14 protein-coding genes are annotated in these 17,268 nt (G+C 69.2%); 7 read left to right on the top strand and 7 right to left on the bottom strand.

Annotated features, from left to right (window positions below; translation table 11 throughout):
• Nucleotides 1-20: 20 nt before the first annotated feature.
• Nucleotides 21-3,452 (bottom strand): exodeoxyribonuclease V subunit beta, encoded by a 3,432-nt coding sequence (locus FQ137_RS02190; protein WP_149290930.1) that lies wholly within the window; start codon nt 3,450-3,452, stop codon nt 21-23.
• On the bottom strand, nt 3,449-6,373 hold the full coding sequence (locus FQ137_RS02185) for a PD-(D/E)XK nuclease family protein (protein WP_255583412.1): 2,925 nt from the start codon (nt 6,371-6,373) through the stop codon (nt 3,449-3,451). Before FQ137_RS02185 ends, FQ137_RS02190 begins: the two co-directional genes overlap by 4 nt.
• A gap of 136 nt (nt 6,374-6,509) precedes the next feature.
• On the opposite strand from FQ137_RS02185, the gene FQ137_RS02180 reads away from it, so the two are divergent.
• Nucleotides 6,510-7,178, top strand: a complete 669-nt coding sequence (locus FQ137_RS02180; protein ID WP_255583410.1) for a transmembrane domain-containing protein — start codon at nt 6,510-6,512, stop codon at nt 7,176-7,178.
• A 29-nt stretch (nt 7,179-7,207) separates the two neighbouring features.
• On the opposite strand, the gene FQ137_RS02175 is transcribed toward FQ137_RS02180, so the two are convergent.
• Together FQ137_RS02175 and FQ137_RS02170 are read right to left on the bottom strand one after the other, a co-directional pair.
• Complete coding sequence (locus FQ137_RS02175; RefSeq protein ID WP_255583408.1) at nt 7,208-7,948, bottom strand: hypothetical protein; 741 nt, start codon at nt 7,946-7,948, stop codon at nt 7,208-7,210.
• A gap of 121 nt (nt 7,949-8,069) precedes the next feature.
• Nucleotides 8,070-8,660 (bottom strand): HD domain-containing protein, encoded by a 591-nt coding sequence (locus tag FQ137_RS02170; RefSeq protein WP_149290927.1) that lies wholly within the window; start codon nt 8,658-8,660, stop codon nt 8,070-8,072.
• A 209-nt stretch (nt 8,661-8,869) separates the two neighbouring features.
• On the opposite strand from FQ137_RS02170, the gene FQ137_RS02165 reads away from it, so the two are divergent.
• From FQ137_RS02165 to FQ137_RS02155, 3 genes are read left to right on the top strand one after another with little or no spacing between them, the layout of a single operon-like run.
• Nucleotides 8,870-9,178: a hypothetical protein gene (locus tag FQ137_RS02165; RefSeq protein WP_149290926.1), complete on the top strand. Its 309-nt coding sequence runs from the start codon at nt 8,870-8,872 to the stop codon at nt 9,176-9,178.
• Nucleotides 9,175-10,152 (top strand): WXG100 family type VII secretion target, encoded by a 978-nt coding sequence (locus tag FQ137_RS02160; protein WP_255583404.1) that lies wholly within the window; start codon nt 9,175-9,177, stop codon nt 10,150-10,152. The genes FQ137_RS02165 and FQ137_RS02160 overlap by 4 nt, the downstream gene beginning before the upstream one ends.
• Nucleotides 10,133-10,384: a hypothetical protein gene (locus FQ137_RS02155; protein WP_149290925.1), complete on the top strand. Its 252-nt coding sequence runs from the start codon at nt 10,133-10,135 to the stop codon at nt 10,382-10,384. Before FQ137_RS02160 ends, FQ137_RS02155 begins: the two co-directional genes overlap by 20 nt.
• A gap of 9 nt (nt 10,385-10,393) precedes the next feature.
• On the opposite strand, the gene FQ137_RS02150 is transcribed toward FQ137_RS02155, so the two are convergent.
• Nucleotides 10,394-11,452 carry an NAD(P)-dependent alcohol dehydrogenase gene (locus tag FQ137_RS02150; RefSeq protein ID WP_149290924.1) on the bottom strand — a complete coding sequence of 353 codons (1,059 nt, stop codon included), beginning with the start codon at nt 11,450-11,452 and terminating at the stop codon, nt 10,394-10,396.
• 244 nt (nt 11,453-11,696) lie between these two features.
• Here FQ137_RS02150 and FQ137_RS02145 point away from each other — a divergent pair, with 244 nt between their 5' ends.
• Genes FQ137_RS02145 through FQ137_RS02135 form a run of 3 tightly spaced genes read left to right on the top strand, consistent with a single transcriptional unit; the run spans nt 11,697 to nt 14,773 of the window.
• Nucleotides 11,697-13,322: an AMP-binding protein gene (locus FQ137_RS02145; RefSeq protein ID WP_149290923.1), complete on the top strand. Its 1,626-nt coding sequence runs from the start codon at nt 11,697-11,699 to the stop codon at nt 13,320-13,322.
• Nucleotides 13,322-14,332, top strand: coding sequence for an LLM class flavin-dependent oxidoreductase (locus FQ137_RS02140; RefSeq protein WP_149290922.1), 1,011 nt, complete (start codon nt 13,322-13,324; stop codon nt 14,330-14,332). The genes FQ137_RS02145 and FQ137_RS02140 overlap by 1 nt, the downstream gene beginning before the upstream one ends.
• A 39-nt stretch (nt 14,333-14,371) precedes the next feature.
• Nucleotides 14,372-14,773, top strand: a complete 402-nt coding sequence (locus FQ137_RS02135; protein ID WP_370452373.1) for a hypothetical protein — start codon at nt 14,372-14,374, stop codon at nt 14,771-14,773.
• Nucleotides 14,774-14,784: 11 nt separating this feature from the next.
• Here the strand turns inward: FQ137_RS02135 and add are convergent, their stop codons facing one another.
• Nucleotides 14,785-15,789 carry an adenosine deaminase gene (gene add, locus FQ137_RS02130; protein ID WP_149290921.1) on the bottom strand — a complete coding sequence of 335 codons (1,005 nt, stop codon included), beginning with the start codon at nt 15,787-15,789 and terminating at the stop codon, nt 14,785-14,787.
• Nucleotides 15,786-17,255: a sodium:alanine symporter family protein gene (locus FQ137_RS02125; RefSeq protein ID WP_149290920.1), complete on the bottom strand. Its 1,470-nt coding sequence runs from the start codon at nt 17,253-17,255 to the stop codon at nt 15,786-15,788. The genes add and FQ137_RS02125 overlap by 4 nt, the downstream gene beginning before the upstream one ends.
• Between the last annotated feature and the right edge of the window lie 13 nt (nt 17,256-17,268).

Genomic DNA, 17,268 nt, shown 5'->3' with positions numbered 1-17,268 from the left:
AGTCGGCCCGGGTCGCCTCCTCAGCCGAGTTCGCGCGCCACCACTGTCGGCCGGACCCCCCGACAGAAGACCAGCTCGATCCGCGACACGGGCCTGTTGGTGGTGCTCCCGAGCAACTCGGCGTACGCGCACAGCTGGAGCAGGTATTCGTCGACGGTGTCAGTGGTGACCGCGACGTCGGTCTTGTAGTCGACGATCGACAATGAGCCGTCGGCCTCCTCCACGACCAGGTCGACGACGCCGTCCACCGCAACGGTGGCGCCGTCTGCCGTGCTGAGCGGTCCGGCCACGGGCAGTTCGGCCCAGTGGGTGTGAGTTGCTGCCCGCCGGACGGGTTCGGAGGTCAGGGCGGTCCGCGCGACGGAGACCATTTCCGCGATGGCCTCCGGGTTCCGGCTCCCCTGCAGGCCGCCGCCCAGTCCCAGGGCCACCAGTTGGTCTGCCGCCCAGCGCTCCCAGTTGCCGATTGCGGACACGGGATCGGCAGACGGTCCGAGCAGACGGCTCAGGTTCGTGTGCTCGGCCAGGTGATGCACGGCGGTACCGACGTCCGGTCCGGATGCGAGGGGGGTGCCCCGCGGCGCGGGCGGCAACTCTTCTGCCCGGGCCGGGGCCGGCGCGAACCGATCCCGCAGTGCAGCGGCAAGCCGCTCCGGCAATGGGCGCGGCTCCACCGCCTCGTCATCGGGTGTGTCGCCGACCGATCCGTCGAGGTCCGCAGCGTGCACGATTCGGGTCGCCGACCACCCCGCGCGCTCGGCCGACCTGACCGAGATCGCGTGGCTGCGCTCAACCCAGTCGGCTTCGTCGGGCACGTCCACGGCGGGCGCGGCGGCGGCCTCGAGGAGGTCTTCGCCGTATTCCACCAGTTGCGGCGCGTCGGGCTCTTCGACTACTGATCCCCACAGTGCACCCCACAGTTTGCGGGGTTCCTTCTTCTGGTTGAGGACGTAACCGTGCCCGGACACCGCGAGGCGGGACTCCGCTCGGGTGGCGGCCACATAGAGCAGGCGAACCCGCTCGGCCAGCGAGTGTGTGTTCTCGCGTTCGGACGCGCGGCTGAACGCGGCGTCCCGCACGATCGTGGAGAGGGAGGCGACAGGACGTGGCGGCTCGTCATCGGTCCACAGAAGCCGGGCACGGTCGCCAGGCAACTGTCGGCTCATCCCGGACACGACGACCATCGGGTACTCCAGCCCCTTGGAGGCGTGGATGGTGGTGATGCGGACCGCGTCGACTCCGATCTCCGGGATGGCAGCCTCGGGCACCCGGGCGTCGTCCGCGGTCAGGGCGAGCGCCCAGTCGGCGTACTCGCGCAGATCGGCGCGCACGGGATCGGCAGCGGACTCCTCCCACTGCCACGCGTGCTCGATCACGAACCGGATCCGCCGCCACAGGTCGCGCCGGCGGGGGGATTCGGCGACGGACTCGAAGACCATGCGGTCGTGGACCAGTCTCTCCATCAGCTCACCGGGACGTCGGGTGTCCCGGGACAGGGCCGAGAGGTACCCCATGGCTTCGGCGACGGGGGATGCCGACAGATCAGCGGGTACAGGCGCGTGGGGTGTCCACGTGCCACCTGCCGCACGCCAGCGCAGGAGGTCGTCGTCACCGCAGCCGAAAAGCGGTGATCGCAGTGCGCCTACGAGTGAGGCCTCGTCGGCGGTGTTGGCTACCGCCCGGACGGTGAGGAGGAGATCGCGGATCTCGGGGGTCCCGTAGACGATCGAGGACGCCTCGGTGCGGAAGTCGATACCGGCGTGGTCGAGGCAGGTTTCGAGCATGGGCAGGGACCCGCGCGAGGGCAGGAGAATCGCGATGTCCCCCAGGCTGAGCGGCGTGTGGTGACCGTCTTTGGACTCGTGGGTCCAGCCCTCCCGGATGGCGGTGGCGATCACCCGGGCGACGTCGGCGGCCTCGGCCCAGTGACGCCGGTGGTCGTCGCTCGCGTCCGGTGGGCAGTGCAGGGGCACGTCGTCGCTACGGAAGACGAACGGGCGGGGTCCGTAGGTCGGGTCGTACGGTGGTCTGCCGGGAGCGGGTTCAAGGTCGCGGTATTCGGGCTGGACGCCGTCGATTGCGAGGAGCACCTCGGAGAACACCTCGTTCACCCAGTCAAGGACCGGGCGTGAACAGCGGAAGTTGGTGCTTAGCCGCTCGATCTCGACGCCGTTCCGCGCTCCGCCCGTGCCGCCCCGAGCACGCAGATAAGTGGCGATGTCGGCACGGCGGAATCTGTAGATGGACTGCTTGGGGTCACCCACGGTGAACAATCGGCCGGGCTCGGGCCCGGAGCCGTCGGCGGCGGACGTGAGCAACTCGGCGATGTCCAGCTGGATGGGGTCGGTGTCCTGGAATTCGTCGATGAGGATCCGCCGGTAGCGAGCCCGGACCCGCTCGCGGACGGTCGGGTTCTGCAGCAGTTCGCGCGCCAGAACGAGCTGGTCGTGGAACTGCAGGGTGCCGTGTCGACGCCGATCTGCAGCGTGCTGGCGGACCACCGGAATGAGGGCGTCGAGGACCACCGCGATGCGTGGCCGCCAATGCGCCTTGAGAATGTCACCGCACAGGCCGGGGAGTTGCTTGATCTCCTCCTTGATGGAGTCGAGTACCTCCTTGCCACCCCAGTTGCCGCCCTTGCCCCCGTTTCCGACGCCGATCGGATTAGCGAGGAGCTCGACCCATGTCGGTGATGCGGTCGGATCAGTGGTGGCAGCGTGGAGGTCGTCTAGCCACGCCTGATGCTTGCCGAGAGTGTCGAAGAACTTGTCCGTCTCGTCCTGGCAAGAGCCCCGCCACCCGACGATCGACCCCACGGCGGCGACGACCTCGGCGAGGTCAGGCGACCCGGGTAGGTCGACGGCGCCTGTGTACAGGGGATCGGTGGGCAGGCGGTCCCAGTCACGATGCAGTGCTTCGACCAGTTCACGGAAGGCGTAGGTGCTCACGCCGGCATCGAGTATGTCGTCGACGGCCCGCGCCAGATTGCCCGACCGGGCAGCGGTCGGACCGCTGCCGAACAGGACGGTGGCGCACTCCTGCCACAGGGCCTCGACGGCGGTGGCTTCGGCAGTGTCCTGCTGGGCGGTGACCCTGGGCGGGATCCCCGCTTCGAGCGGGTTCTCGGAGAGCAGACGCAGTGCGAAGGAGTGCAGAGTGCCGATGGCGGCGGTGTCGAGTCCCGCCAGGGGGGTGTCCGCCCGGCGATCTCCTTCGGCGCGCCGCTCGACCAGGCTGACCCGGAGCCGGTCGCGGAGCTCTGCCGCCGCCTTCTCGGTGAAGGTGATCGCGGCGATCTGCTCGACGGGTACCGCGTCGTCCACCAGCAGTGCGGTGAGACGTTGGACTAGGGCGTAAGTCTTTCCGGTCCCAGCGCCGGCCTCGACGAACAGGGTCGCGGACGTGTCGGATTCGACGCGGGCACGGGCGGACTGGTCAGGCAGATGGCTCACGCGGACGTCTCCGATTCGTTCTCGGTGGGGTCGGCGGCCACGAGGCCGGCGAATGCGGGGTGGGATGCGACCGGGTCCTGCCGCGACAGCTGCTCCCAGGTGCGGTCGAGGTCCGCACCGCCGATGAGGTTCGCCAGGTCGCGGGACGAGCCGCGCCCACCCTTGAGTGGGAACCATCCCTGCTGGAGGGCGTCCACGAGGTGGCCTACGTCCTCCCGCACCCTGTCCATCACGTCGTCGGTGACCTCCAGCGAGACCTGCTCGAACTCCCCTCGCTCGGTGCAATACCAGTACCGGACCTCGCGCACTGGGATGTCGCGAGCGGCCTCGGCGGCCGCAGCGTAGAGCGGTAGTTGGAATCGCGTTCCGGAGAGGGTGGGGTCGTTCTCGGTCGGTCGGTCCTCCGGCTTGGGCGGTTGCCCGGTCTTGTAGTCGGTGACCCGCTGCGTTTTCGCGCGCTCGTCGAGGCGATCGATGGACCCGGCGAGGAGCAGGGACGCCGTGCCGCGGGACGTGGGCACCTCGAACGGGATCTCGACGACGGCGCCGTTGGGGGCATGTCGGCCGAATCCGAGCTCAGTCGCGGCCGGGCGCCAGCCCGCCCCGAAGTCCGCCTCGTCCTCCGAGAACCACCGGTCGAGTTCGGCTGCGAGCAGGGTCTCCCGTCGGCGCCACAGTGAGGCGACGAGGCCGGGGGAGGCCGCGATCGCGGCCTCGCATTCGCTGCGCAATGCGCTCATGAGGAGGTCGCGATCCGGACCGGTCCCGGTCTCGAGTCGATCGGAGACATAGCGTTGGAGGATCGAGTGGACGAGGTCGCCGTAGTCGCGCAGGTCCATCTCGATGTCCGCGGCCGGGTCGTCGAGTGTGCGGACCCGCAGCACTGTGGAGAGGAAGAACAAGTACGGACTCTGAGCCCAGTCCTCCAGCCTCGTGGGTGAGAGCGGATGGTCGAGGACGGTGAGCAGTTTCGCGGCAGACGAGACGTCCCCGGTGAATCTCGTGAACCGGCCTTGCCGACGGTCCCGACGCATCTGGTGGGCGCGGACGAGCAGGTCGGGGGCGTCTGGACGGGCCCGCCAGCCATGCGCGGCAAGCTCGCGGATTCGCAGTTCGGCGCTGGTGGCCGGGTCCGAACCGAGGACGGCTGGCGGGGCCAGTACCCCGTCGACGAACGAGGGGACCGCGGTGACGGCCGGGCATCCTGCCACGTCTTCCTGCCACCGGGTGGCGTGGACAGGCTTCCGGGCGAGCCTGGACAGGGTGGGCAGTAGCCAGCGGGACGGGATCCGGAGTCCGCCTCCTCGCATCGACCCTCGGGGGAACGAACACATGCTGTGCTTCGTTCCGGCGGCCAGCGCCAACTGGAGGACTCGGTACCTCTCGTCCAGCATCTCGGACGGAGACGGCTCGATCGCCCCCTCTGGAAGGAGCGGGTCAGGCTTGTGAAGGACGGGCAGGAGGCCCTCGGCCATCCCCACGACGCAGACGGTGTCCAGGTCCCGACCCACGGCGTCGTCGATCGGCCCGAGGGCCACCCCTGCGCCCTCTTCGCCGACCCGGTCACCGATCGGGTCCAGGCGCGTAGACACCGCTCCCACGACCCGATCGCGCGTGATCGCGGGAGCAATGGAGTCCAGATCAGTGAGAGAGCCGAGCACCGCGAGGACTGCGGCACGGTCCGGGGTCTGGCGGAACAGCGACGCGACGAGGTCGCTCACGGCCTCGGCGGCCTCAGTCCAGGACCGCGCGACGTCAACGGCGACCAGGCCGGACCGGATGACCCTGATCAAGCGCAACAGGGCCTTTGCTGCGGCTTTGTCGGATTCGGTGAGCGCTTCCGCCCCGCCCTGCAGATGCTCGGCCAACCGGTCCCAGTCGCTCGCACCGATCACGGGAAAGCGCGTGCGGGTGAGAATTTCCAGTCGCCGGGACGAGACAGTGGCGCCCTCGTCGTCCAAAGGCACGATCGCACCCTCCGCGACGATTGAGAGGAGTTCGGCGCGAGGCATCCGGTCGGCGTCCAGACTCAGCAGGCGCACGAGGGTACGGCCGGCGGGGGAGTGCCCCAACCCCGTGCTGGAGGGCCCGTAGACAGCGATCCCGGCTTCCGCGAATGCGCGATGGAGTAGCCGCAGATAGGGGTCCGGCGATGGGTAGTAGACACCGATCCGGTGACCTGGGACCCCGTCTGCGATGCGCGCGCGGACGAAGCGGACCACCGCGCGCACCTCGTCGTCGGAATCCGATGCGTGGAGCACATGGGTGCCGGTGATCGCGTTCTCGGCAGCTGGCTCGGCGGCGGAGGCGAGGTGTCCTGATCCGGTTCCCGGTAGGGGGGAGATGCCGCGCTGCTCCAGCGCTGCCCCTAGACGGCGCTCGGCCTGCGTCCCCCGCAGTGGCGCGGCGAGCACTATCCGGCCGAGCTCGTCCAGACGCCCCAACGCCACGGACACGGCCTCGAACTGCGTGTAATAGGCGCCGCCCGTCATCCGGTGGGCGTCCTCGGCCAGCCGGAGCACTTCCGAGTGCAAGCGGGTTTCCGCGGCGACCGTTCCCGGTGCGACGGTCCCTAGTTTCAGGCAGGCCCGGGCCACGGCCTGGCCCGTCACGGGCTCCGAGGCTACGGCCTCAAGATGGCCTGGGTCGCCGTCGAGGGCCTTCTCGACGGCGGCAGCCAGTAGTGGGAACGGGAGCGCAGCCCTCGGTGCCAGCGCGGCCGCCGAGAGTTCGCTGATCACCTGCGAGGCGGTCCGCACCGCCACGTTGACCGCCCCGCCGCTGAGCGCCAATGTGCGGACGAGGTCCCTGGCCGCTCCGAACGAGGGCACGAGGACGGTGATGCGGCCGAGGGGGTCCTCTCCGCGGAGGCGGTGTACCTCGGCGGCGAGGGCGGTGGGACGAGCCTGGGATCCGGTCACACCGCCATGGTGCCCCACGGGTCCGACAATTCCGGGATGGACGGTCTCTTATCGCTGCTGACGGTGTCAGGCAGCGCTGCTACCGTCCTGTCAGACCGGCCCACCCGGGGCAGCGCGAAACGAGGGGACACCGCCTATGTCGTACGGCTGGGACAACCGAGCAGCAGGATCGCAACCACCGCAGCAAGAATGGCAGGGGCCCGGGTATCGATCCGAGCCGCAGCGCGGGAGCTCCGGCCCGGTTCTCGCGCTCATCACCGTTCTGGCAATCCTGGCGATTGCCCTGCTCGGTGCGATCGCCTACCTCTTCCTACGCCCGGGCGGTGTGTCCGGCGGCGAGTCTGGTCAAGCGGGGGCTGCCTCGTCGTCGTCCTCGATGCCGGCGCAGCCCCCGGTGACGGAGACCGCCTACTCCACGGCGCCGGAACGCGAGACCGTCACCGTCACCCGCGAGGCACCTGCGCCCCGCTCTCCCCGGACGGTGGGTTATCCCGCTGGCGCGGACTCCTCCGGATGGGTCGACAATCGTCAGGCGAGGTGTAATGCCGGTGACCCCGCCGCGATGATCGGTCGCACGACTCAGGCGTCGTTCTCGATCTGCATTAACCCGGACAACGGCCGTTATTACTACCGCGGCTCGTCGGGCGGCGCCGGCGTCGAGGTCGACGACCCCGCCGTCTCCGGTGACTCGGCGGTGGTGACCAACAATGACGTGCTTTACTCGATCGACTCATCGGGGATGCGGATCTATCAGGGCGGTGAGCTCATCTCGAGCCAGCCGATGGCGGTCTTCTGGACGGGGTAGAGGACCGTGCCCCGGCGGCTCCAGCCCCCTTACCGGGGCCCGAGTCTCGCGGCGATTCCGTTCCGAGTCGAGGCGAACGTGAACAGGAAATGCTCGAGCGCGGCCTGGGCATGGCGGGGCAGTAGTGGGGCGACCGGCACCGTGGTCCGCCGCAGGACGTGTCGGCCGTCGAGGATCCACGATGTCTGATCGTCATCGCGGTTGAGCCGCGCCACCTCGAGGGCGGCGTCGGATCGGGAGCGGACACCCCGCACGACCCACGCCCATACGCGGGCGTACGGCTCGTCCTCGGGGAACGAGACGGAAATCTGGTGACCGACGTGGTCAAAGGTGAGGCTGCCGCTCTCGTCGACCACACAGGGTCGTCCGGTGACCCTCTCGATGATCGCCTCGACGCGCTCGCGGGCGTCCTCGTGGTCCTCGACCTCGACCGCCACATCGATGGCGTTCGGGTAATCGGCGGGATCATTGCCGACGGGGACGGAGTCGGAGCGCAGCAGCCGTAGCGCCCCGGTGTGGCGACCGACCGTGCCCTGGCATCGCAGGGTGAGCAGTTGCGGATGAGGCAGCCCGAGCCGGTCGCGGCACGCGGTGACGACCGCCCGGGCGATGGGGACGGGAGCGGTGGGAGTGGTCTGCTCGACCATTTCCTCGACGAGGGGGTGCCCGGCGTGACGAACGGTCACCCACGCGGTCCCGCCCTCCGGCGCGAGCTGGACCACGCACCGTCCGCGCCCACCGCACGCGTCGGACGGAGCGCTGAATTCCATCGCTCCGGATGTCTCCGGCCTCCGGAGGTGTCCGGCGAGCGTGTTCTCGAAATCGGCCCAGGGATCTTCCGCCGGGCGCAGCGAAGCGCTGCCCGGTCCGGAGAGCTGGTCGCGCACTGTGTCACCCCACCGGAGCGAGGGCGGCCACGTCGTCCACGGCCCGGCGGAGCTCCCGCGAGGCAGCACAGTCACCGAGTCGTTCGGCCACGGCGTCGGCGATCGCGCGATAGAACCAGAGCTTCTCCTCCGGCCCCGCGTTGAAGATGGCCCACATGTCGTCGCCCAGCTTGTCGTGTGCGGAAACCATCGAGCGGAGGTTGTGGATCTTGTCGGCGGCCGAGATGAGCAGGCAGTCGGGTGAGTCCTCGGCCAGGCGCGCGAGGTAGCCCTCCTTGCGCACCCGCCACGGCGGGGTCTCCTCGCCGGCGGTCTTCTCCTCCGAGACGCCGCGGACAAGTTCGGCGACCCGCTCGCCGAATTCCGCGGTCATATCCGCGGCCGAGTACACGGACGGGGGTACGTCCTCCAAGACGTCGTGGAGCAGCGCCGCGACCGCCACGTCCTCGTCGTCGGTGAAGTCGGAGACAATCAGCGCCACGGCGACCGGGTGGGCGATGTAGGGCGTCGGGTCGTCCTTGCGGGTCTGACCAGCGTGGCAGCGGGCAGCGACCGCGAGCGCGCGGTCGATGGTGGGGGTCCAGGTAAGCGGCATGGTGCACTCCTCGTGGGGAGAGATACCGGTGTCGGGCGACGCCACCGGATCGAGCGGGGGACGGTGTGTAACCGGCCGTCCCTCCACGCCCTGAGTAGACACCACGTGTACGACACGGCGGAACCGATTGGGGTGGGGTGCGCGTCGTACATCGTGAGGGCGGAAGGTGGCGGTCCGGCGATGGGCCGGAATGACGACGAGGAGGGCTCGTGCCCGACGGGACGATCAGAGCAGATGCTGAGAAGATCGCGAGTGCGGTCTCGGTGTTCCGCACTGCCGGGGATCAGGCGGCAGGTGTGACGTTCCCGCACGTCACAACGGAAGTCGGGGCGGCACTTCTAGGTGGGTCGGCAATCGAGCAGGCCCTGGACCGGGCCTGCGGCGCGGCAGCGGTGTTCGCGGCCCGGAGTTCGGGTCGACTGGGCGGGCTGGCGGAGTTCGCCGCCCAGGCCCACCGGTTCCTCGAGGCGCAGGACGAGGACTTCGCGGCGCTGCTCGGGGCGGTGGCCCGGCGGTGAGCTATACAGTCGGCGAAATTCGTCGTTGGGACGTGTCCGCATTGGCGGGCGCTGGCGGCGAGGTCGGGCGTCAGGGCTCGGTGTCGGAGGGCATCCGGAGGTACCTGGTCGACGGGGCGGCGGCGCTGGATGATGGCTGGGACGGGGAAGCTGCTGACGCCGTCCTCGACACCGTGGAACTTGAGAAGTCGCACGTCAGCAAGCTGGCTGACGGACTCGAGGATCTGGCTGATGCTCTCCGAAGTTCGCAGGCTGCGCTGGGGCCAGCAGTTCAGACAGTAAGAAATCGGATCGCCGATGCCGAGGCAGCCGGACTCGAGGTGAGCGAATCGTCGGTGCGTCCATTGTCGAGTCGCGACGACATCGAGCAATCGACAGTCGATGAGCATGCGGAGGCGATCAGCTCCGCGGTCGACACCGTGCGCTCCCTAGATGAGCACTACGGACGGGAGATCGACCAGATCGCCGCCCGGTTCAACGCCGCGATCCCACCTGAGGTCGACCGGTCGCCGATTCCGGGCCCAGACGACGCTTGGCCGGGCCGCGGCGTGGACGCGATGACGGGGGCCGCGTCACGGGGCTACCCGGACGTCGCTGATGACCTCGATCCACTGACGCGGGGGAGGCACAAGCTCAACCCGGCCCCGGACGACTTCGGCAGAGCCGCGGCACCGGGGTTGCGGGGACTCGGTAGATTCGCCGGGCCGCTCGGCAGCGGGCTCACGGTGTACGACGGCGTGAGAGCCCACGCCGAGGGAGAGACCTCGATTGGTGAAGCAGTATGGGAGACCACTGGTGCGCTGGGTGGCGGGATGCTCGGTGGTGCCGCGGCCGGCGCCGTCGCAGGGTCGATGTTCGGGCCGGTGGGCACGTTCATCGGAGCGGGGATAGGCGCTGCCGTGGGGACCTACCTGGGGCAGAAAGCCGGCGACGCAGTGTATGAAGAGCTATTCGATGAACGTTCGGACGGGTGACATGGCGACGCGGGACGATGACGGACAACGTGAATCACTCGGCAACCGGGAGGGCCCGTACGAACACCCGGCTCTCGATCCCGAGACCGGCTATTGGGCGGGTCGATGGCTCGAGTTCAAGCGACTGTTCGCCCGTTCGTGGAACGACGGGTACACCAAGGAGACCGTCATCCTCTGCGCCATCGTCTGGGCGGTGATGGCGTTCGGGATGACGTTCCTCGGCTGGCGTTGACGCCGTTCCCTAGAACGTCTTGGCGTCGATTACGAACCGGTACCGGACGTCCGAGCTCACGACGCGGTCGTATGCCTCATTGATCTTGTCCGCGGAGATGAGCTCGATGTCGGCCGTGATCCCGTGCTCGGCGCAGAAGTCGAGCATCTCCTGGGTCTCGGGGATCCCCCCGATCATGGACCCGGTCAGGATCCTGCGCCCGGCGGCGACGGACCCAGCCCGTACCGACATCGGCTCGGTCGGGATGCCGATGTTGACCAGCGCCCCGCGCGGCTTGAGCGTGGCGAGGAACCGGTCCAGGGGCAGGCTCGCGGAGACGGTGTTGAGGATGACGTCGAAGGTGCCACGGAGCTCGCGGAGTGTGGCTTTGCCCTCGTCGCCGGCGGTCGCGTAGTGCTCGACGGCGCCGTACCGCAGCGAATCGTCCCGCTTGGAGGTGGTCTGCGACAGGACCGTCACCTCGGCGCCCATCGCGACGGCGAGCTTCACCCCGACGTGTCCGAGCCCGCCCATGCCGATCACCGCGACCTTGCTGCCGGGGCCGACGTTCCATTGCCGCAGCGGCGAGAACATGGTGATCCCCGCGCACAGCAGCGGCGCCGCTGCGGCCGGGTCGAGCCCGTCCGGCACCGACACCACCATGGGCTCCTCGACCACGATGTGGGTCGAGTAGCCGCCGTTCGTCACCGGGCCCTCGGGGTCGCCCTCGGGCAGCGGGGAGCCGTAGGTCGCGACCGACCCGCGCTCACACTCCTGTTCCTGGCCGGCCTGGCAGGAGGCGCACTCGTGGCAGGCGCCGACCAGGCACCCGACGCCCACGCGGTCGCCCACCGCGTGCCGGGTGACCTCGGACCCGATCTCGCGGACGATGCCGATGATCTCGTGCCCGGGCGCCACCGGGTAGGTGGTCTGACCCCACTCGCCGCGCACGTGGTGGATGTCGGAGTGACAGATGCCGGCGTACTCGATCTCGATGAGGACATCGGCCGGGCCGGTGTCTCGTCGCCGGATGGTGGTCTTCTCCAGTGGTGCGTCTGGTGCGGTGGCGGCTACGGCGGCGACGTCCATGTGTGGTCTCCCGTGGGTCGAGTCAGGTGTGGTTGATCGGTTCGGGTGATTCAGGTGCTCGCCACAGTAGTGGTGATCGCGTTGCGCCGTCGTGGGGCGGGAGGGGCGTGCGCCCAGATATGACGAGAAGCCGGTGAACTCATGATGTCCGGAGTGACGTGATCGGCCCACCGCATTAACAGACGGGTGTCCGATCACACATCTATGGTGTGGATCACACCCCTCCTCGTGAAGGAATCTGTACATGGCCGACACCGTCCGCGAACAACTCCGCCGCCACGCCGACTCCGATTCCATCGCGATCCGCTACGGCGACACCTCGATCACCTGGCGCGACTACCTCGCCGGCGCCGAGGCACGGGCCGGCGCCGTCACGGGGATGCTGGACCCCGCGCGCCCGCAACACGTGAGCACGCTGCTGGAGAACACCCCGGAGATGCTCTACGCGTTGGCGGCCGGCGCGGCGGGCGGGTACGTCACCGTCGGCCTCAACGCGACCCGACGTGGGGAGGGGCTGGCCCGCGACATCCGCAAGGCGGAGTGCCAGATCATCCTCACCGACGCCGAACTGAGGCCGCTGCTCGACGGATTAGACCTCGGCCAGGTGAGCGTGATCGACACCGACTCCGACGAGTGGGCGGCGATGGTCGCGTCGTCGACGGCGCCCCAGGAACCGCCGGCGGTCGAGGCCATGGACCCGTTCATGCTCATCTTCACCTCGGGCACCTCGGGTGACCCGAAGGCGGTGCAGGTCGGCAACTTCACCGTGACGATGTCCGGCGAGAACCTCGCGCAGAACTTCACCCTGACCGCGGACGACGTGGTGTACCTGTCGATGCCGCTGTTCCACTCCAACGCCATCATGGGTGGCTTCTCCCCGGCCATTGCGGCCGGCGCGACCATGGCGCTGGCCCGCCGATTCAGCGCGACGCGGTTCGGCGACGACATCCGCCGCTACGGCGTGACGTACATGAACTATGTGGGCAAGCCGCTGGCCTACATCCTCGACACCCCGGCCCGCCCGGACGACGCCGAGACCACCCTGCGTGCCGCGTTCGGCAACGAGGCCGCGGCCAAGGACATCCCGGCGTTCGCCGAGCGGTTCGGTTGCCGCGTGTGGGACGCGTACGGCTCCACCGAGCTGGCGATCATCATCATCCGGACCGAGGAGTCGCCGCTCGAGTCGATCGGGGTGCCATTCCCGGGGGTCGCCGTGTACGACCCCGTGACCGGGGAGGAATGCCCGCGCGCGGAGTACGACGACGACGGCGCCGTGGCCAACCTCGCCGAGTGTGTGGGCGAACTCGTCAACACCGAGGGGGCGGGGTTTTTCGCCGGCTATTACAACGACGACACGTCGACATCCGATCGGATGAGGGACGGGATGTACTGGTCGGGTGACCTCGCCTACCGCGACGCGGACGGTTTCATCTACATGGCCGGCCGCAGCGGGGACTGGCTGCGCGTCGACGGCGAGAACATGGCCACCGGCATCGTCGAGGAGATCATTCTTCGCAACCCGGCGGTCTCCCGGGTCGCCGCCTACGGCCTGCCCGATCCGCGCGGGGTGGGGGATCAGCTCGCCGCGGCGATCGTGCCCCGGCACGACTCCGAGCTGGACCCCGCCGGGTTCGAGCAGTTTCTCGCCTCGCAGGGGGACCTGTCGCCCAAGGCGTGGCCGCGCTGGGTCCGCATCGCCGGGGACCTGCCCACCACGGCGACCAACAAGATCCTCAAGCGCGAGCTCATCAAGCAGGGCGTGGGAGCCGCCGGTGCCGACGCCGCCGGGGACTCCTGGTGGGAGCGCGACGAGCGGGGCACCGCGTACACCGAGCTGGGCCTGGGCGTGGGCGTAGTGGGTGCACTCTGATGGTCTACGTTGTCACGCGGTTCGACTTTCGCGCGCCGGGCGCCGGGCCGGGGGAGCGCCGGGACCGCTACCGCGCGGCCCTCGACATGGCCCGGTACGCGGAGGAGACCGGCCACGACGCCGTCAACCTCTCCGAACACCACGCTTCCGAGGACGGATACCTGCCGTCTCCGCTCATCGCCGCATCGGCGGTCGCTGCCGTGACCAGCAGCGTCTCCATCACGGTGTGGGCCTTGATCGCGCCGCTTTACGACCCGGTCCGCCTCGCCGAGGACATCTCCGTGCTCGACCACCTCGCGTCGGGCCGAGTCAGTTTCACCTTCGGGCTCGGTTACCGCCCGGTGGAGTACGCGCTGCACTCACGCGAGTGGAGAACCCGGGGCGCCCGTCTCGACGACCAGCTGGAGACCATCCTGGCCGCCTGGCGGGGCGAGCCGGTCGGCGATGACCCGGAGGACGGATCACCGCGATCCTCACCCACGCCGCGGCCGTTCTCCGATCCCCACCCCCTCATCTTCCTCGGCGGTGGTGGGGCGGCTGCTCGGCGAGCCGGGCGACTCGGCATGCATTTCCAGCCGCAGGTCGACGATCCCGAGCTCACCGCGCTGTACCGCGCGGAATGCCTTGCGCACGGGCATCGGCCCGGCCTCGTCGTCGAACCCGTTTCCGGCCCCGCGACGGTGTTCTGCGCCGAGGATCCCGACGAGTTCTGGGCTCGGCACGGTCATCACCTCCTCGCCGACGCTCTCGGGTACCGCGCCTGGCAGACTGGCGCCGGCCCCGCCGGCGGCACCCGCAACTCCTTCGTGCATTCCGACGCGCGCACGGTCGACGAGCTGCGCGACGAGGGCGTCTACGTGGTGGCGACCCCTGACGAGCTCGTCAGGCTCGTGCGCGACGGCGACCTGGGCCTCATCACAAACCACCCGCTCTGTGGCGGGATGCCGATCGAGGCGGGCTGGCAGTCGCTTCGGCTGCTCGGTGAGCGGGTCCTGCCCGAGGTTCGGTGAGCGCACTGTCGCACCCGTAGGCTCGGCGGGATGAGTAACGTGACCACCCGTGACACCGCCCGCAGAGGCACCTTCGGCCGAGCAGCCCGTTATTGGGCGATGCCCGCCGCCCTCGGCGCGATGGGGACGCTGCATTTTGTCCAACCCCGGCCGTTCGATGGGCTCATCCCGCCGGAACTGCCGGGCAGTCGACGCGCGTGGACCTACGGCTCGGGGGTCGTGGAGCTAGCGGTCGCCGGGCTCCTGGCCTGTCCCAGCACCCGCAAGGTGGGCGGTGCGGCCGCGACCGCGCTGTTCATCGGCGTCTTCCCGGGGAATCTGCAGATGGTTCGCGCATGGCGGCGCAAGCCCGTGTGGCCGTACCAGGTGATCGCCTGGGGCAGGCTCCCGCTCCAGGTGCCGATGATCCTCGCCGCCGACAGCATTCGCCGCGGCGCCTGAAAGCTCGCGGGTTAGACCTCGACCAGGCGGGCCAGCGCGTCGCGCTTGACCTCGGCCGGCGCGAACGAGGACTCGATTGACGCCCGCGCCACCTCGACGAGCACGGCCGCCGAGACGCCCATCCGCTCGTGGGCGTGGACGTACTCGTTGACCACGTCCACGCCGAACAGCAACGGGTCGTCGGCGCCGAGTGAGCAGCGCACCCCGACCTCGAGCAGGTCGGGAAGGGGATGCGCCTCCAGGGACGGGTATACGTCCAGTACGACGTTCGAGGTGGGGCAGACGTCCAGGCAGATTCCGCGCTCGGCAAGCAGGTCCAGAACCCGTGGGTCCTCGACCGCGCGGACGCCGTGCTGGATCCGGTCGACGCCCAGTTCGATCGCGGACCGCACCTCGTCGGGCCCAGCCAGTTCACCGGCGTGGGGCACCACTCCGAGACCGGCGTCGCGGGCGATCGCGAACGCCTTCGCGGCCGCTGCCACCGGACTGTCCCGTTCGTCGGCGACCAGACCCACCGCCACCACCCCGCGGTCGGCGAACCGCGCGGCCAGCCGGGCGGCGTCGAGCGCGTGGTCGGGCCCGGCGCCGCGGTCGATACTGACGATGGCACCGGTCCACACCCCGTGACGGCGCCCGGCGTCGGCGGCCGCCGGCAGTATGAACTCGAGCGCCTCCTCGGCGGACCCGAACGCCACGGACTTCTCGGGGATCGAGGCGAACTCCAGCGCCACGACGCCCTGCGCGGCGGCGTCGGCGATCACCTCGTCCAGCAGTCGCTCGACGCGCGCCGGGGTGCGCAGCAGGCCGATGAGCAGTCCGTATGCGTCGAGGAAGGCCGTGAAATCTACGTAGTCGACGAGCGGAGGCACCTCGATTCCGTCCTCCATGCACCACTGTCGCAGTGTCGCCTCGCGCATTGCCGCCTCAAGGTGCACGTGCAGGTGCGCCTTGGGAAGCCCGGCGAATTGCCGGTAGGCGTCGGCACGCCGGGCCGCCCCGATGTCGCCGCTGATCATTCCTCGGCCTTGACCTCGCGGGCGTTGTCGGCGACGTGCTGGTGCGTGATGGGATCGCTGCCGTCCCAGGCCGTGACGTTCTTGGCCTGCGGTAGATCATCACTGTGGAACACCGGGTTGTGCCCCTGGGCCTTCTGCTGCAGGTAGTGCCCGAGCAACGCCACGGCGAGTCCGCCGAGCGGGATGATCGCGATGAGGTTGATGGTGGCCATGAAGCCCATGAACAGGTCCGCAAGCCCCCACACGAGGTCCACGGAGCCGAGCGCGCCGCCGACTACCGCGACCAGCACGAGGGCGCGGAACACGTTGATCGATTTGGGGCTCTCGCGGAGGAAGTTGATGTTCGCCTCGCCGTAGTACGAGTTGCCGAGGATCGAGGAGAAGGCCAGGAAGAAGATGACCACCATGAGGAACGGCACGCCCCAGTCGCCCACCTGCGAGGCAAGCGAGTCCTGGGTGAGGGTAATGCCCTCCCTTTCTCCGCCGAACTCAGGATTGGACAGCAGGATGATGAATGCGGTGGCCGAGCACACGACGAGGGTGTCGAAGTAGACGCCGAGCGCTTGGACTAGGCCCTGCTTGACGGGGTGGGAGACCGAGGCGGTGGCGGCGGCGTTGGGGACGGAACCCATGCCGGCCTCGTTGGAGAACAGTCCGCGGCGCATGCCCTGCATGATCGCGGCGCCGATCGCCGCTCCCGCGACCTCGCGGAAGCCGAGGGCGTGGCCGATGATGAGGGAGATCATCTCCGGCACCTCGGTGATGTTGATGGCCACGACGATGAGAGCGACGACGACGTATGCGGCGGCCATGACCGGGACGAGGATCTCGGTGACCGCGGACAGGCGTCGAATGCCGCCGAAGATGACGAGGCCCGTCACGATCGCGAGCCCCACGCCGATCGCGAGTCCCGCGCCGGTGCCCTGGAGGTCGAACTGATTGCGCACGGATTGGGAGATGGAATTGGCCTGGACTGCGTTGAACACGAAGCCGTAGGTCACGGTGATGATCACGGCGAAGGCCACGGCCATCTTCTTCCATCCGAGGCCGTCGCGGATGTAGTAGGCGGGGCCGCCAATGTAAGAGTCCTTGCCCCTGACCTTGTATAGCTGCGCGAGGGTGGACTCGACGAACGCGGTGGCTCCGCCGATGATCGCGATGAGCCACATCCAGAACACCGCCCCCGGCCCGCCGACGGTGATGGCGATCGCCACCCCAGCGATGTTCCCCGTGCCCACCCTGGACGCGGCGGAGATGGTGAACGCCCGGAAGGCGGAGATGCCTTTCTTGTCCGGCTCGATGTCGGACGGCTTCTCCACGATCGTCCGCAGCATCTCCGGAAACATCCGGACCTGGACGATCAGGGTCGTGATGGAGAAGTACAGGCCGGCTATGAGAAGCAGTGCGATGACGCCGTACCAGTAGACGTCATTGACACTGGCGACGAGTTCGGTGAGTTGGGTCACGTGTCGACAGTAG

This window comes from Dietzia sp. ANT_WB102, from assembly GCF_008369165.1.
GTDB lineage: Bacteria > Actinomycetota > Actinomycetes > Mycobacteriales > Mycobacteriaceae > Dietzia.
Note: the sequence above shows the minus strand (reverse complement) of the source record. Positions and strands in the feature narration are given on the sequence as shown.

Bases quoted from the DNA above. Each gene is read 5' to 3' on its own strand.
- FQ137_RS02180 (WP_255583410.1), top strand. From the start codon at position 6,510: ATGTCGTACGGCTGGGACAACCGAGCAGCAGGATCGCAACCACCGCAG.
- FQ137_RS02175 (WP_255583408.1), bottom strand. From the start codon at position 7,948: ATGGAATTCAGCGCTCCGTCCGACGCGTGCGGTGGGCGCGGACGGTGC.
- FQ137_RS02170 (WP_149290927.1), bottom strand. From the start codon at position 8,660: ATGCCGCTTACCTGGACCCCCACCATCGACCGCGCGCTCGCGGTCGCT.
- FQ137_RS02155 (WP_149290925.1), top strand. From the start codon at position 10,133: ATGAACGTTCGGACGGGTGACATGGCGACGCGGGACGATGACGGACAA.
- FQ137_RS02150 (WP_149290924.1), bottom strand. From the start codon at position 11,452: ATGGACGTCGCCGCCGTAGCCGCCACCGCACCAGACGCACCACTGGAG.
- FQ137_RS02145 (WP_149290923.1), top strand. From the start codon at position 11,697: ATGGCCGACACCGTCCGCGAACAACTCCGCCGCCACGCCGACTCCGAT.
- FQ137_RS02140 (WP_149290922.1), top strand. From the start codon at position 13,322: ATGGTCTACGTTGTCACGCGGTTCGACTTTCGCGCGCCGGGCGCCGGG.
- add (WP_149290921.1), bottom strand. From the start codon at position 15,789: ATGATCAGCGGCGACATCGGGGCGGCCCGGCGTGCCGACGCCTACCGG.